Origin of the sequence: Methylobacterium sp. R2-1, assembly GCF_014191355.1 — a bacterium.
In the GTDB taxonomy this organism is placed as follows: domain Bacteria; phylum Pseudomonadota; class Alphaproteobacteria; order Rhizobiales; family Beijerinckiaceae; genus Methylobacterium.
The window spans coordinates 41,302-56,262 of the sequence record NZ_JACHWM010000004.1; the positions used below are offsets into that span (position 1 = coordinate 41,302).

Annotated in this window: 15 protein-coding genes; 7 read left to right on the forward strand and 8 right to left on the reverse strand. The window is 69.3% G+C overall.

The features are described 5' to 3' along the window. Nucleotides 1–86 precede the first annotated feature (86 nt). The 4 genes from FHU13_RS06975 to FHU13_RS06990 all read left to right on the forward strand — a co-directional run bounded on the left by FHU13_RS06975 (nucleotide 87) and on the right by FHU13_RS06990 (nucleotide 2,163). Complete coding sequence (locus tag FHU13_RS06975) at nucleotides 87–290, forward strand: CsbD family protein (protein ID WP_183435150.1); 204 nt, start codon at nucleotides 87–89, stop codon at nucleotides 288–290. 85 nt (nucleotides 291–375) lie between these two features. Further along, a complete protein-coding gene (locus FHU13_RS06980; RefSeq protein WP_183435151.1) occupies nucleotides 376–759 on the forward strand; it encodes a CsbD family protein in 384 nt (127 codons plus the stop codon). 167 nt (nucleotides 760–926) lie between these two features. Then, nucleotides 927–1,409 (forward strand): YidB family protein, encoded by a 483-nt coding sequence (locus tag FHU13_RS06985; protein ID WP_183435152.1) that lies wholly within the window; start codon nucleotides 927–929, stop codon nucleotides 1,407–1,409. Between the two features lie 142 nt (nucleotides 1,410–1,551). After that, nucleotides 1,552–2,163 carry an SOUL family heme-binding protein gene (locus FHU13_RS06990; protein WP_183435153.1) on the forward strand — a complete coding sequence of 204 codons (612 nt, stop codon included), beginning with the start codon at nucleotides 1,552–1,554 and terminating at the stop codon, nucleotides 2,161–2,163. Nucleotides 2,164–2,240: 77 nt separating this feature from the next. Here FHU13_RS06990 and FHU13_RS06995 read toward each other — a convergent pair whose 3' ends face one another. The 7 genes from FHU13_RS06995 to mdcA are packed head-to-tail and all read right to left on the reverse strand — an operon-like array spanning nucleotide 2,241 to nucleotide 8,311. Beyond that, nucleotides 2,241–3,164, reverse strand: a complete 924-nt coding sequence (locus FHU13_RS06995) for an acyl transferase (protein ID WP_183435154.1) — start codon at nucleotides 3,162–3,164, stop codon at nucleotides 2,241–2,243. Then, nucleotides 3,161–4,024, reverse strand: a complete 864-nt coding sequence (gene mdcB, locus FHU13_RS07000) for a triphosphoribosyl-dephospho-CoA synthase MdcB (RefSeq protein ID WP_183435155.1) — start codon at nucleotides 4,022–4,024, stop codon at nucleotides 3,161–3,163. Before mdcB ends, FHU13_RS06995 begins: the two co-directional genes overlap by 4 nt. Continuing rightward, nucleotides 4,021–4,704 carry a malonate decarboxylase holo-[acyl-carrier-protein] synthase gene (gene mdcG / locus FHU13_RS07005; RefSeq protein WP_183435156.1) on the reverse strand — a complete coding sequence of 228 codons (684 nt, stop codon included), beginning with the start codon at nucleotides 4,702–4,704 and terminating at the stop codon, nucleotides 4,021–4,023. Before mdcG ends, mdcB begins: the two co-directional genes overlap by 4 nt. Continuing rightward, the gene (mdcE, locus tag FHU13_RS07010; protein ID WP_183435157.1) at nucleotides 4,697–5,428 is read right to left on the reverse strand and encodes a biotin-independent malonate decarboxylase subunit gamma; all 732 of its coding nucleotides are present in this window, start codon (nucleotides 5,426–5,428) and stop codon (nucleotides 4,697–4,699) included. The genes mdcG and mdcE overlap by 8 nt, the downstream gene beginning before the upstream one ends. After that, nucleotides 5,415–6,347 carry a biotin-independent malonate decarboxylase subunit beta gene (locus FHU13_RS07015; RefSeq protein ID WP_183435158.1) on the reverse strand — a complete coding sequence of 311 codons (933 nt, stop codon included), beginning with the start codon at nucleotides 6,345–6,347 and terminating at the stop codon, nucleotides 5,415–5,417. Before FHU13_RS07015 ends, mdcE begins: the two co-directional genes overlap by 14 nt. Nucleotide 6,348: 1 nt before the next feature. After that, nucleotides 6,349–6,657, reverse strand: a complete 309-nt coding sequence (mdcC, locus tag FHU13_RS07020) for a malonate decarboxylase acyl carrier protein (RefSeq protein WP_183435159.1) — start codon at nucleotides 6,655–6,657, stop codon at nucleotides 6,349–6,351. Between the two features lie 7 nt (nucleotides 6,658–6,664). Beyond that, nucleotides 6,665–8,311 (reverse strand): malonate decarboxylase subunit alpha, encoded by a 1,647-nt coding sequence (mdcA, locus tag FHU13_RS07025; RefSeq protein ID WP_183435160.1) that lies wholly within the window; start codon nucleotides 8,309–8,311, stop codon nucleotides 6,665–6,667. 413 nt (nucleotides 8,312–8,724) lie between these two features. Here mdcA and FHU13_RS07030 point away from each other — a divergent pair, with 413 nt between their 5' ends. Further along, nucleotides 8,725–9,411, forward strand: coding sequence for a GntR family transcriptional regulator (locus FHU13_RS07030; protein WP_183435161.1), 687 nt, complete (start codon nucleotides 8,725–8,727; stop codon nucleotides 9,409–9,411). A gap of 123 nt (nucleotides 9,412–9,534) precedes the next feature. Further along, entirely contained in the window at nucleotides 9,535–10,533 is a 999-nt protein-coding gene (locus tag FHU13_RS07035) for an SDR family oxidoreductase (RefSeq protein ID WP_183435162.1), read from the forward strand. 15 nt (nucleotides 10,534–10,548) lie between these two features. Here the strand turns inward: FHU13_RS07035 and FHU13_RS07040 are convergent, their stop codons facing one another. Next, nucleotides 10,549–11,754, reverse strand: a complete 1,206-nt coding sequence (locus FHU13_RS07040) for a DUF2252 family protein (protein ID WP_183435163.1) — start codon at nucleotides 11,752–11,754, stop codon at nucleotides 10,549–10,551. A gap of 692 nt (nucleotides 11,755–12,446) precedes the next feature. On the opposite strand from FHU13_RS07040, the gene FHU13_RS07045 reads away from it, so the two are divergent. Next, nucleotides 12,447–14,858 carry a PAS domain-containing sensor histidine kinase gene (locus FHU13_RS07045; protein WP_183435164.1) on the forward strand — a complete coding sequence of 804 codons (2,412 nt, stop codon included), beginning with the start codon at nucleotides 12,447–12,449 and terminating at the stop codon, nucleotides 14,856–14,858. Nucleotides 14,859–14,961 lie beyond the last annotated feature (103 nt).

Below are 14,961 nucleotides of genomic sequence, written 5' to 3' on the forward strand. Positions count from 1 at the left end.
CCGCTTCCCCTCGGCTCCCGCCACGCGGCAGGGGCCTCCCCGACCGGCGATGCCGGTCATCACCAACCGGAACAGGAGACCATCCGATGAGCAGCACCACCGACAAGATCAAGGGCCTCGCCAACGAGGCTGTCGGCACCATCAAGCAGGGCGTCGGCAACGCGACCGGCAATGACAAGCTCGTGGCCGAAGGCAAGGCGCAGGAGCTCAAGGGCGAGGCGCAGAAGACGGTGGGCGACGTCAAGGACGGCGCCAAGACCCTCGCCGACAAGGTCGTCGGCAAACACTGATCCTTGCGCTGATCCTTGCGCTGACCGATCCGCGGGGCCGGCCGGGCCGGCCCCGTCCCCTCGCTCTCGACTGCAGGAGAGAACCATGAATCGCGATCAGTTCCGCGGCGCCTCCCGTCACATCAAGGGTCGTGCCCAGACCGCCCTCGGCGGCGTCACGGGTGACCCCGCCCGCCAAGTGCGCGGCGCCGTGAACCAGGTCGCCGGCGGAGCGCAGTACGCCTATGGTAGCGCCCGCGACCGGGCGGAGGATCTCGCCCGCGACGGACGCCACCTCGCCCACGCCGCCCGCGAGCGGGCCGACGACTGGATCGAGGACGGCCGCCGCTTCGTCGGCGAGGCCCGGCGCCACGGCCGGGACTACGGCCGGCGCGCCGTCCGCTACGCGGAGACGAACCGCAGCTCGACCCTGCTCGGCCTCGTGGCCGCCGCCTTCGCCCTCGGCTGGTTCGCGCGTCCGACTCGCTGAACGGTTCAACCTGGAAACGCCCATGATCCGCAAGCTTCTCACCGCCCTCGTGCTGCCGAGGGTCATCGCCTTCGTCAGCCGCAGGCTGAGCGGTCGGACCAAAGCCCCCTCGCACGGCCGGCTCTGAGTCGGACCGGCGGTACACCCTTTCCGAAGGAGAAGACGCCATGAGCAAGGGATACCCCTCGATGACGGCCCTGCTGGGCCTGCTGGCCATCGCCGGCTACCAGAACCGGGACAAGATCGCCGAGTTGCTGAAGGGGCAGCCCGACCGGGCCGGCCACGTTTCGGCCCCGCCGGCGTCGAATGCCGCCCCCAACACGGGCGACACCGGCACGCTCGACAACCTCGCCGGCCTGCTCGGCGGCATCAGCTCGGCCGGTGTCGGCGGCCTGATCGCCTCCGGGCTGAACGAACTCGTCGAGCATTTCACCAAGGGCGGACACGGCGAGGCAGCGAATTCCTGGGTCCGGCAGGGACCGAACCGCGACATCGCCGAAGCCGATCTCGAGCGCGCCATCGGCTCCGAGACGCTCGACCACCTCACGCAGCAGACCGGCTTGAGCCGCGCCGCGCTGCTGTCACGCCTCTCGCGTGAGCTTCCTTCGGCGATCGACCGGTACTCGCCGGACGGGCGCCTTCCGGCCTGACCATTCCGGACCGGACGCGATCTGTCCGGTCCGCCATCCACTCTCCTATGCAGCCGGGCCTATGTAGGCGGGGCGATCACGGACGGAACGGCTTCGGAGGAACGGCCTTGTTCGTGAACCTTCGTCTCGGATCTCGCTCCCGATGGACAAGTTCGTCTACTATCTCATCACCTTCCTCGAATCCGCCCTGTCGGTCGTCGGCATCCGCGCGACCTACGAGGAGCCGCGCTACACGGTGGTCGAACGGCTCGACCGCAGGGTGGAAATCCGGGATTACGACGGGCGCGTGGCGGTCGAGACGGACGCCAAGGGCCAGCATGACGGCGAGGCGTTCGGGCGCCTGTTCCGGTACATCACGGGCACGAACGGCGGCGGGACCCGTATCGCGATGACCGCGCCCGTCGAGACCGGAGGCCGCCTGATCGCGATGACCGTGCCGGTCGAGCAGGGCGCGGCGGGCACGATGCGGTTCTACCTGCCTCGGAAAGTGGCCGAGGCCGGGGCGCCGGAACCGACCGAGCCCGGCGTGCGGCTGGCGCGAATCCCGCCCGAACGGCTGGCGGTCCTGCGCTTCTCCGGCCGCGCGACGCCCGAAGCGCGCGAGACGCAAGCCCGCATTCTCGCCGAGGTACTGGACAAAGCGGGACGGATGCCGGCGCAGCCGCCCTTCTTCATGGGCTATGATCCGCCCTTCTCGATTCCCTTCCTGCGGAGGAACGAGGTCGCCGTGCGGTTACCACCCGCGAAGGCATGAGCGGCAGTGATTGTTCTCGGCCACGCCGCGCGTCCGCCGCTCGGTGCACGTCGGTCGCCCCGCGTGGCAGGGCACCCTCAGCGACCTTTGATCCATTCCGCGGCTCCGGAAGCGGAGCGGAATTCTTCGAGGGCGTGAACACGTGCCCCCGGGATCGCCTCGCGGGCCATGGTTGCGAGGGCGTGGCCGGGGCCAAGTTCGAGCACGGTCTCGCAGCCGTATTCCCGGCAGGCCACCAGGCAGGCAGCCCAATCGATCGTCTCGGAGATCTGGCGCGCGAGCTTCGACAACCCGGCCTGAACCTCGAAGACGGCCGCGCCGTCGAGCCCGCTGATCAGCCGCGGAGCCCCGGCCGGGGGGCGCCGCGGGTGCTCGGCCGCGAGGGCCTCCTCGAAGCGTCGGCTCGCGTCGCGCAGCAGCGGCGTGTGCGAGGGCGTCCGAACCGACAGGACAACGGCCCGCTGCGCGCCGGCCGCTCGGGCCGCCGAACAGACCTCTTCCAGCGCTGAACGCGGCCCGCCGACGACGGCGCTGTCGGCGGCGTTGCGGATTGCGAGGTGGCAGCCGTGGCGTCCGGCGATCGTCTCGATTTCCGCGAGGCGCAGCCCCCGGATGCCGGCCAGCGCGAAGCCCTCGCCGCTGGCCGCATCCATCGCTTCGGCCCGGATTGCGGCGAGGCGCAGGATCACCTCCGCGTCGAAGCGGGCGGCGCAGCCCCAGGCCGCGAGATCGCCGATGCTGTACCCGGCAACGATCACGCGGGCCGGGCGCGCCGCCTCCACGATGGTCCAACCCGCCAGCGCCGCGACGCAGCAGAGGATCTGCCCGGTGCGGTTGCCGTGCAGATCCGCGCCCGGCGAACGGACGAACTCGCGCGGGTCGTGGCCGAGGACACGCTCCGCCGCCGCGAAGATCGGTGCGGCATCGGGCCAATCCGCGGTGAGATCGAACATCCTCGGATGCTGGCCGCCCTGGCCGGAGAGGAGGACCGCGAGCGTCACGGGCGACCCTCGATGGCGTCCACGAACAGCGTCATGGCGAGGAGGTCGGCTGCGCCGCCGGGGCTGAGATTGCGGGCGATGAAGGCGCGGTGCAACGCCTCCGCACGCAAGCGCCAGCGGGGATGCCCGATGCCTCCTTCGGCGATGAACCGCGCGGCCTCGGCCCGCGCGAAGGCGAACCCTTCGGGACCGCCCCGATGCAGCAGGTTGGTGTCCTCGATATGCCCGATCAGGGCAAGGCAGGCCTCCACCCGCGCCGCCTCGTCGTCGCCGGGATGAAGCCGCCGGCCCCTCTGCAGGGCCGGCAGCCCGACCCGGTAGAGGCTCGGGAATCCGGCAGCGGCCTCGGCCGGCGCCCCGCCGACGCCGTGGCGGCGGCGTGCCCGCGCCCCAGGGGCATGCAGCAACACCGGACCTTCGAGGATGGTCGCACCGTAGCGGTCGCGCACGAGGGCACCGAGCGCCCCGGCGATCGGGCGCGGCAGGGCTCCGGCCGCGGCGCAGAGGAGGCCGAGCCCGAAGATGGCGCCGCGATGGGTGTTCACGCCACCGGTCGCCACCCGCATCGCCGCCTCCGCTTGGAGACCGATGCGGCGCAGAGCCGGCATCGGCGCGCCCGCCGCACCGGCTCGAGCGAGATCGCCGAAGAACGGCGTGATCGCCGCGGTGCTCGCCCGAAACGTGCCCGCATCCATGTCGGCGTGGCTGCCGGAATCGATCGGACTGACGAGGCCCGGCTTCGGATAGGTTTCGAGTTCGAGCCGAAGGGCCTGTGCGGCCGCTCGCGCGATCATGTCGGCCGATGACGAGCGATCGACATCCTCTTCCGGGCGAGGCCGGAGCGCCGAGAGCGGGCTCATTCCAAACCTCGTGCCGAACCGCCCACCAGTTCGCCCGCCAGAACGGCGCCGGCCTCGCGCAGGGCGAGGTGGTCGCGATGCTTGACCAGAACCGTGTCGCCGGGCGCAGCGGCGTGCAGTTCGCGCCAGTTCACGCCGCCGCTGTCCGAAAGCAGGATCTCGCCGTCGAGGCGCATCGGCGCCTGCGCCTCGGTCTCCGCGAGACCATCGAGGAGCGCGGGCGGCACCGCGCCGCTGATCGGCCAGAGCAGGTCGAGGTCCGACTGCTCGGACAGGTAGGGCAGACCGGTGAGGCTCTGCCAGAGCAGGCTCCCGAAAGGGCGCGGCGAGAGGCCGTGGCGCTCACCGAGAGCGATGACCGCCTCCAGCGTCGCGGCCCAGGCAGGCGGACACGCGCCGCGTGCCTCGGCAAGGAGAACGGGGCGGCGCGGGCGGACCCCCTCCGGCAGGAGGGCGAGGCCGATGCGGCGCTTGCCGTCGCGCGGCGGCAGCGGCAGGCCGACCGGGACGAGCTCCGCCTCTTCCCCTGGATGCCACCGGCGCAGGATAACCGGCCGCCCGTCTTCCACCCAGGCCGCAACATGCGGCACCCCCGCGAGGTCTGCTCGGCCGGCGATCGCCGCAGCCCAGGCTTGCGGCTCGACGTCGAGGAGGTCGTGGCGCCGGTAAGCCTCAGCCAAAAGCCGCGTCCCGGACCACCTGCGCGGCGATCTCTTCCGCCACCGGACGTCCGCCGCGCTCACGTCCGAGCCGGTCGCGGGAATCCTCGTTAGGCATGGCGTCGATCACGGCGGCGATCTGGTCCGCCAGAGGCTGGTCCGGATCGAGCACCGCCTGCACCGCGCCGGTGCGCACCATGTTGTCGAGGCCGGGCGCGAAGACCGGCGTGTCCTTGGCCATCGCCTCCAGCCGGTCGAGGGGCAGCTTCGTCACGCGCGCCACGGACGGCAGATCCATCACGCTGGGGTTCGCCCCCGGCAGGCCGACGAGGACGCGGGTCGCCAGGGCCGTGGCGATGAAGGCGCCCGCCGCCGAGTGGCCGTAGATCAGTCCGACGGTCGGATGGCCCTGGGCATCGGCGAGCAGAAGCGACTTGGCGAGGTGGGCGAGGTACTCGTTGAGACCAAGCAACTCGTCGCGCCGGCTCATGCGCTGGCTGTCGGAATCGATGGCCACGAGGATCGGCGTGCCGCCGCCCCGGCGCACCACGTCGAGGACATGGCCCGCGAGCCGGCAGGCGCCGTCGACGCCGAGCGCCGTGTCGCCGTCGATGCCGATCACCGCGAGCCGGCCGCCGCGGAATGGGCCCTCGCCGCCGACGAGGCCGTCCTCCACGACGGCCGAATGGCCGTCGGGGAAGAGCGCAGACAGGATCTCCGGCAGCGTCGTCTTAGCGCGCGTCATGGGTGGTCTCTCGCAGGTTGGCGAGCAGGGCATCGAAGTCGGCGGTAGCGAGGGCCGGGACCGCCTCCGGGTCGTTCACGCCGAGCCGGGCCCAGATCTCGGTGGCGTCGCGGCAATCGCCGAAGCGCGTCAGTCGCTCTTCCAGCCGCGCCTGCTCCGCTTCCAGCGTGGCGAGATCGAAGGCGGGGGCGCGCCCGATCAGATCCAGGGCCACCTGCCGGAACGCCGCAACGCTGTCGTCGGCATAGGCGTCGGCACCGCCGATGAGCCGGCGATGCTTCCCGCCCATGGTGCGCCAGACCAGGGCGCGGTCGCGGGAATCGAACTCCTCCGCGCCCTTGTTGGTCTCGATCACCTCCGGCCCCGAGACGGAGATGCGTCCGCCTTCCGAGACCGCGAGGCGCGAGCAGGTGCCCGCGATCAGCCCGCCGCCGCCATAGGCGCCGGCCCGGCCGCCGATCAGGCCGATCACCGGCACGCCGGCCGCGCGAAGATCGGTGATCGCGCGCATGACTTCGGCAATGGCGGTCTCGCCGGCATTGGCCTCCTGGAGGCGCACGCCTCCGGTGTCGAACAGGATCAGCACCGCGGCGGGCTTCAGCGCCAGGGCGGCGCGCAGGAGGCCGACGAGCTTAGCCCCGTGCACCTCGCCGAAGGCACCGCCCATGAAGCGGCCCTCCTGCGCGGCGACGAGAACGGCTTGGCCGTCGAGGCGGCCCGAGCCGACGATCATGCCGTCGTCGAAGGCGCGCGGCAGGTCGAACAGCGGCAGGTGCGGGCTCATCCGGCGCTCTTCGGGGCCGACGACCTCGCGGAAGCTGCCGGCGTCGAGCAGGCCGTCGAGGCGCGCGCGGGCGCTCGCCTCGTACCAACTGATCGCCCAACCCTTGGCGGCGGGGTCGATGATGCGCTCGCCCATGTCAGACCTCCATCAGCCGGGCGCCCTGGAGAAGGCGCAGGGACACGGTGTCGGGGCGGGCGCCACCGTCGTTGATGGTGATGCGCAGGCCGCCGGGCTGGCTGCGGGCGACGAAGTCGGCGACCACCGCCGCCCAGACCTCGCCGTAGCCGCGGATCGGCGTCTCGATCTCGACCGTGCACTCGGTCGGGGCGAGGGTCCGCTCCAGCAGCACTTCGAGGTTGCCGGAGGCGACGACGCCGGTGATGGCCTGCGGCTTCGCGCCGGGAAGGGCGCGGGACGTGGCGTGTCGGAAGCTCAGCTTTTCCATCGCGGCCTCACCAGTTCCGGAACTTCGCCGGCGGCTCGTAGAGGCCGCCGGACCAGTGCACGAGGTCCTTGATCGATCGGGCCGCGAGCAGCGAACGGTCGGCGTCCAGGGGCTCGATGCCGAGATCCTCGGGGCGGCGCACGATACCGCGCTGGCGCAAGCGCTCGACCATGGCCCGGTCGCGCCCGCGGCCGATCTCGGTATAGCCGGCGACCCCGCGGATCGCCTGCTCGCGCTCATCCGCATTGCGGCAGAGCAGGAGGTTGGCGATGCCCTCTTCCGTGACGATGTGGGTGACGTCGTCGGCGTAGACCATCACCGGAGCGAGCTCCAAGCCGATCTTCTTCGCCAGTTCGAGGGCGTCGAGGCGCTCGACGAAGGCCGGGACCAGCCCCTCGCCGAAGGTCTCGACGATCTGGACCACGAGCTTGCGCCCGCGCATCAGGGCCGGATCGCCCGTGACCTGCGCCTCGCGGCCCGCCTTCATCCAGGTGTCGGATGGGTGGCGCCGCCCGTGCGGGTCAGAGCCCATGTTGGGCGCGCCGCCGAAGCCCGCCACGCGGTTCTGCGTCACCGTCGAGGAATGGCCGGCGAGGTCGATCTGCAGGGTCGAGCCGATGAACAGGTCGCAGGCGTAGAGCCCGGCCGTCTGGCAGAAGGCGCGGTTGGAGCGGAGCGAACCGTCCGCGCCGGTGAAGAAGATGTCGGAGCGCTCGCGGATGTAGCGGTCCATGCCGACTTCGGAGCCGAAGCAGTGCACCTGTTTCACCCATCCCGACTCGATCGCCGGGATCAGCGTCGGGTGCGGGTTGAGCGCCCAATGGGTGGCGATCTGTCCTTTGAGGCCGAGGCGCTCGGCATAGGTCGGCAGCAGCAGCTCGATCGCCGCCGTGCCGAAGCCGATGCCGTGGTTGAGGCGGCGGATGCCGTACTCCGCATAGATCCCCTTGATCGCCATCATTGCCATCAGGATCTGCGTCTCGGTCATCGCCGCCGGGTCGCGGGTGAAGAGCGGCTCGACGTAGAACGGCGTGTCGGCCTCGACCACGAAGTCGATCCGGTCGCCCGGGATGTCGACGCGGGGCACGCGCTCGACGATCTCGTTGACCTGCGCCACCACGACGCCGTTCTTGAAGGCGGTGGCCTCCACCACGGTCGGCGTGTCCTCGGTGTTCGGCCCGGTATAGAGGTTTCCATCCCGGTCGGCCGAGACGCCGGCGATCAGCGCTACGTTTGGGGTGAGATCGACGAAGTAGCGGGCGAACAGCTCGAGATAGGTGTGCACCGCCCCGAGCTCGATCTGTCCGCCGTAGAGCATTCGGGCGATGCGCCCGCCCTGCGGCCCTGAATAGGAATAGTCGAGGCGGCGGGCGATTCCCTGCTCGAAGATGTCAAGGTGCTCAGGGAGCACGATGCCGGACTGGACCATGTGCAGATCGTGCACGCGGCCGGGATCGCATCGGCTCAAGCCTCGCGCGAGGCAATCCGCCTGCTTCTGGTTGTCACCTTCCAGGCAGACCCGGTCGCCGGGCTCAAGGATCGCCTCCAGAAGATCGACTACATTCGCGGCTGCCACGATCTTGCCCGTAGCATGGGCTCGGCCCGCCTCGACCCGCGCATCGCGGGCTTCCCGTTCCCGATGCCAGCCGCTCATCCGGTCCGCTCCCTATGATGGCTTCGCTGCGCATACGTCAGCCGGTCTCGCGACCTATGTCGCATGTCTCGCGGCGTTCTGCGGGCCATTTTGTATTCTGACTGGCGCCAAAGTCAATATTTTGCATACGTTACAGCGCGTTTTTGGATGCAGAGAATACATGTTGGTGGTGCCTCGCGGCCGATGCATGCAACTGTGTGATCCGTTGCCTTGATCCCGCATGGCGGCTGCGTGTGTCGCTTGGTTGGCGGCCTGATGGACACCGTCAGCGGCGTCACGGGCGGGTTGTCCGCCGCCGATTGAGAGCTTGCCGCCTATGGGGCGTTGACCGCGACCGTCCAGGCCGGCATCGGCTGACTCTTCGGCCCGTCGCTGTTGTGTTCCTGATCGTGGGGGCTGGTGGGATGGTGCGGATGGGGGAGGGCAGCGAGATGGACGGCACGGCCGAGGGGCGCGGCCTCCTCTCCGACCAGATCCGCAACGCCCTGACGGACGAGATCGCCTCCGGCGTCCTCGCGGCGGGCATTGCCCTCGACGAGCAGGATCTCGCCGACCGCTTCGGCGCCTCGCGCACTCCCGTCCGCGAAGCCCTGCGCCAGCTCGCCTCCAGCGGCTTGGTCGAGATGCGCCCCCGGCGCGGCGTCGTCGTCACCCGCATGACACCGGCGCGGATCATGGAGATGTTCGAGACGACGGCGGAGTTCGAGGCCCTGTGCGTGCGCCTCGCCACCTACCGGATGACGCCGCTCGAACTCAGCGCGCTGATGGACCTGCACGAGCAATCGGCGGAGCCGGTGGCGGCGCAGGACTACGACACCTACGACGCCCTCAATCGTTCCTTCCACGAAGGCCTGTACCGCGCGACCCATAACGGCTTCATGGCCGAGCAGGCTCTCGCGATCCGCTCGCGCCTTGCGGCCTTCCGCCGGACGCAACTGCGTCAGGGCGAGCGCATCCTGCGCTCGCGCGCCGAGCATGGCGAAATCCTTCAGGCCATCGCCGAAGGCGACGGCGACGTCGCGGCACGGCGGATGCGGGCCCATATGCTCAATGCGGCGAGTGCCCTCGGCCGTTACGTCGCCGAGCATGCAAGCGAGTGAGGTTCTTGAGATCCTCCTGACGCGCCCGGCCTGCGCGGTTTGAGCGCGGGCCGAAACAGTTCGGCCCGTCGCGCGTACCCCCATCGCGATCGCATCGAAGCGACAGGACAGGAGCGGGCCGGAATGAAACATAAGCCGCTGCGCGAGCAGATCATCGTCATCACGGGGGCATCCAGCGGCATCGGCCTCGCGACCGCCCGCATGGCTGCACAGCGCGGTGCCCGGGTCGTGCTCGCAGCCCGGAGCGAAGAGGCCCTGGCCAAGGCCGCCGCCGAGTTCGGCCCTCGCGCGACCTACGTGGTCGCCGATGTCGGCCGGCGGGAGGATGTTCAGGCCATCGCCGACCATGCGGTCACGACCTTCGGTGGATTCGATACCTGGGTGAACGTGGCCGGCCTGACGGTCTACGGACCGCTTCGCGAGATCGAACCCGAGGACCACGAGCGGCTGATCCGTACCAATCTCTGGGGCACCGTTTACGGTTCGCTCATCGCCGCGGAGCACCTGCGCGAGCGTGGCGGCGCCATCATCAATCTCGGCAGCATCGCCTCCGACCTCGCCTTTCCGTTCCAAGGGCTCTACGCCACGTCGAAACATGCGGTGAAAGGCTTCACCGACACGCTACGCATGGAATTGCGGGCCGAGGGCGCTCCGGTCTCCGTGACACTGGTGAAGCCCGCATCCATCGACACGCCCCTGCCGAACCGGGCGCGCAACTACATGGACCGCGAGCCGACGCTGCCGCCGCCGATCTACCCGCCGCAGGAGGTCGCCAACGCCATCCTGCACGCCGCCGTGCACCCGCAGCGCGACATCTTCGTGGGCGGTGGAGGCAAGCTCTTCGTCATGGGCAAGGAGTTCGCGCCGGGGGCCTACGATGAGCTGGCCCCCGCCATCATCGCCCTGCAGAAAAGGTCTGAGCCACCGCGGAACCCGGAGGGCGCCCTGCACGCGCCTCGGGCAGCCGGTCGGGAGCGGGGCGATCCGCCGGTCTATGTCATGCGCACGAGCGCCTACACCCGCGCGACCCTGCACCCGCTTGCAACAGCCGGACTGGCGGCCGGACTGGCGGCGACGGCGGCCCTGGTCCTCGGTGGGCGGCACACAGGCCGCCGCTCCTGAGAACGCGCCGCGGGTTCAGGCAGCCTGCTGGCCGGCGTAGCGAAGGCAGTGCTGGAGGTAGCCGACCTCGTGGCGGCCGGCGAGTTCCACCACGCTGGACCAAAGCCAGGACGGCGCCCCGTCCTCCGTGCCGGTACCCCGTGTGACCTCGGCGCGCCAGCCTGACCGCGCGTCGGTATCCATCTGCCGGCCATGCGCCTTACCGACCACGTAGGCGAGGTAATGCGCCGCCCGGACCGCCTCCTCGCGGCCGAACTGATCGACATCGAGCTTCAGGTCCTGCGGCGCGAGCTCGCGAATCACGACCGGCTTACCGAGCAGGTGCACCGGCAGCATGCGTTCGCCCAGGTTCGGCGACAGCGCCCGTGCGCCGGCCACCACCCGTTCGGCCGGGTCCGACGGCATCTCGACGCCCGGGGAAGTCGGTGCGGCGGGCTCGATCGCTTCCTTCAGGTCCACCAGTGCGAGGCGGCGCTTGTTGTGAGGCTCGGAGATGCCGACGAGCGCGGCGTAGCGCAGGAAACCGAGCGAGCTGCAGCCCTTCATCCAGTAGGCCGCGTCGATAAGGTGGGCCTCGGCATCCGCGCTTCGCCCGCTCAGCGCCAGCACCAAGCGATGCACCTCCTCTTCTTGGAAAAGGTCTTCGAGTGCCCGGCGCTCCGGCACATCGAGGGCCCAGAACTTGCGCCCCAGCGGTATGGTCGGCTCCGCTCCCTTCAGGCGCTCCCGCGCTAGGTGCTTCCAGTGTCGGCCGAGGGCGCGGCGGCGCACTGAGCGCACCACATCCGGCTCGGGAGGCTGCCTGTGGCCCTCATCCTCCCCCAGGCCCGCCGCATAGCCCGCGATCATTTCCTCCAGCATCCGGGCCGTGACGACGCCGGGAAGATCCGAGCCGCGGGCGGCACTCGCGAGAGAAAGCCCAAGGCGGACGAGGTCGTGCGTCGGGTTACCGATCACGGTCTGGTCGAGGTCGCGGATCTGGATCTCGACCCGACCGTCGGCATCGGCCAAGGGGCCGAGATTTCCGAGGTGACAATCACCACAGATCCAGATCGGTGGACCTTCCGGCAGCGTGCCGCGCGGAAGTCCGTCCAGCCACTCGTAGAACTTAAGGGTGTTGCCGCGAACGTAGGCGTGGGCCGACCGAGCCATCTTGAGCGTTCGCTGCCGCTCCAGCACCATCGCTCGCTCCTTCGGACCATACGCTTCAACCACACGCATCAAGTCACCTTCCACCCGACTGCCGCGCCCTTTGCGCACAGGCCGAAGCGACAACGCGCGCAATCCCCTCCGTGTAGCGCGGCTGATCGTCCAAGGCCGGGATTATGTTGACGCAGAGAACGTGCTGGCTGCAGGTTCTGCCGGCCATGTCGGCGTCTCGAACGATGGGCCAGTCCTGAGAGGGCGCCGACGAGCGGCAGCTTGCGTCGTGCCGGAATAGAAGGCCGGGGACCTCACGATCGTTTCGTCTGCCCCGTTGCAGGCGCCGAGCGAGGCCACCAAAGCGTTGCAAATTGCGGGCCGTAACCCACCGTTGGCACAGGCAGCAACCGAACGGTTGCATTTCCAGCTTTAGTGCCACGATTGCTCAGCATTCATCGAAGGAATCCGAGCATCAAAGGCTACAGCTCGAATAGGGGCGTGAACATCCTTCGCAATAGAACCGAGAGCGGAATGTTTAGTTCTGATTGACACCTTCGGCTCGGCCATGTGACGAGAGCGTATGCCTCGGCCCCGTCCTTGCAGATTTTTCTCCTATAGCGGCTCGGGCGCTCGGATCGGCCATCCGCCCGCCTTGGGTCGTGGCAACACCAGAGGTAAGATGGTCGGAGACGATCTGCGCCTGCTGATTGTGAGTTGCCGGGTCGGGGCGCCCGCATCCATCAATCCCATCGAAGTCAGGATCCCCGCGCGTGACGGACGCTGAGGCCGAGGAACTCCGCCAGCACGCAGCTGCGCTGGAAGCAGAGAACGCACGCCTGCGTGAGGCGCTCAAGGATCAGGAGCCCGGACCCGAGCTCAACCCGCATGCGATGCCCGCCTCCACCCTGGCAGCCAGCGGGGCGCGGCTGCAGGAGGCACTCACTATCGCGACGGTGGGCGGCATCTACTTCGATCTGGATGGCCAGCTTCTCGATGCCAACGACGCCTTCCTGGCCATGTGCGGCTACAGCCGCGAGGACCTGAATGCCGGACGGCTCAATTGGCAGGCTCTGACGCCGCCCGAGTGGCTCGACGTGTCCTGGCGTGCCTTCGACGACCTGAAGACCAGGGGGCACACGACGCCTTACGAGAAGCAGTACATCCGAAAGGATGGCTCCCGGTTCTGGGCCCTGTTCGGCGCCACGCTTCTGGAGGACGGCCGCGGTTTCGAGTTCGTCATCGACATTACCGACCGGAAGCAGGCAGAAGCCGGTCTCGCTGCACGTGAGGCGGAGCTCCGCCTGATCGCCGACGCGATGCCGGTGCTGATCGCCTTCATCGACCGCACCTTCACCTACCGCTTCGCCAACGCCGCCTACGAAACGTGGTTTGGACGTCGGCCCGAGCAGGTCGTCGGCCGCACGATCGCGGAACTCCTCGGCACCGCCGAGTTCGAGAGCCGCCGCCCCTTCCTCGAACAGGCGATGGCCGGCGCGGACGTCCACTTCGAGTTGGCTTGGCCGCACGTGGACGGACGGCCGCGTGAGGCGGCGATCCGCTACATTCCGAATCGCGACCCGACCGGTGAGGTGATCGGCATCTACGTGTTCGTGCAGGACATCACGGACCGCAAACAGACAGAGGAATTGCTGGCCTCGCGGGCGCAACAGCTCGAAGCGCAGGTCGCCGAACAGGAGAAGGCCCGGGATCGCATCTGGAACCTGTCGCCGGTCCTCAAATTCGTCGCGCGCCATGACGGCGAGATCCGGTCCGTGAACCCCTCTTGGACGCGCTCGCTCGGCTGGTCTGAACAGGAGACCGTCGGGCGCAACGTGCTCGATTTCGTCGCGCCGGACGGTCGGAAGCAGGCCGCTTCCGACCTGATGCTGCGTGCAGCGACTCCCTTGTCCGGCGACATCGAACTCATGCTTCTCACCAAGGGAAGTGGCCCGCGCCACGTCTCGTGGACCGTGGTACCGGGAGACGACCTCCTCTTCGGTTTCGGCCGGGACATCACCGAGCAGCGCCTCGCCGAGGAGGCCCTGCGCCAGTCGCAGAAGCTGGAGGCCGTGGGGCAACTCACCGGGGGCGTGGCGCACGACTTCAACAACCTGCTCACCATCATCCGCTCGTCCGTCGACTTCCTGCGCCGGCCGGAGCTGCCGGAGGCACGCAAGGCGCGCTACCTCGACGCCGTGTCTGAGACGGTGGACCGCGCCGCCAAGCTCACGGGCCAGCTCCTCGCCTTCGCGCGCCGCCAGACGCTCAAGCCCGAAGTGTTCGAGGTCGCCGGCCGGCTGCATGCGGTCGCCGACATGCTGGACACGGTGACGGGGGCCCGCATCCAGGTCGTGACGGAGGGGTTGGAGACGCCCTGTCATGTACGTGCAGACATCAGCCAATTCGAGACGGCGCTCATCAACATGGCCGTCAATGCCCGCGATGCCATGGAGGGGGAGGGGACGCTGACGCTGCGGCTGGCGTGCTCCGTACCGATGCCACCGATCCGCGGTCACGCCGGCGCCCCCGGCCCCTTCGCTGCAATCTCCCTCTCCGATACGGGATCGGGCATCACCGCCGACCGAATCGGCCGCATTTTCGAGCCCTTCTTCACGACGAAGGAGGTCGGACGCGGGACCGGACTCGGCCTCAGCCAGGTCTTCGGTTTCGCCAAGCAGTCGGGTGGCGACGTCTCGGTCGAGAGCGTGGTCGGACACGGCACCACCTTCACCCTCTACCTGCCCGAGACCGAGGCGGCTCAGGAGGCGAAGGAGCCCGGAAGGCGGGGCGACGAGCCACCGATCGGAGCCGGTCAGCGGATTCTCGTCGTGGAGGACAATGTCGAGGTCGGCCGGTTCGCAACGCAGATCCTTCAGGATCTCGGGTTCGAGACGCGCTGGGCGGCGAATGCCGAGGAAGCCCTGGACACGCTCGGATCCGAGGGCGCGGCCTTCGAGGCGGTGTTTTCCGACGTCGTGATGCCGGGCATGGGCGGCATCGAACTGGCCAAGCGATTACGCCGCACGCATCCGGACCTGCCTGTAATCTTGACCTCGGGGTACAGCCATGTGCTGGCCCAGGAAGGCGCTCACGGCTTCGAGCTGGTGCAGAAGCCCTACTCGGCCGAACAAGTCTCGCAAGCGCTCTGCAGGGCGATCAGTCCGCGGCCTCGCCACGGATAGGCGGGATGAAGCCGGCAGTAGGAACGTGCCGTGAGCGTTCATCTCGAAACTGAGATGAGGCCAATTCCCTCTTCCGTGTGTTATCGCCGAGGCTGACGTACGA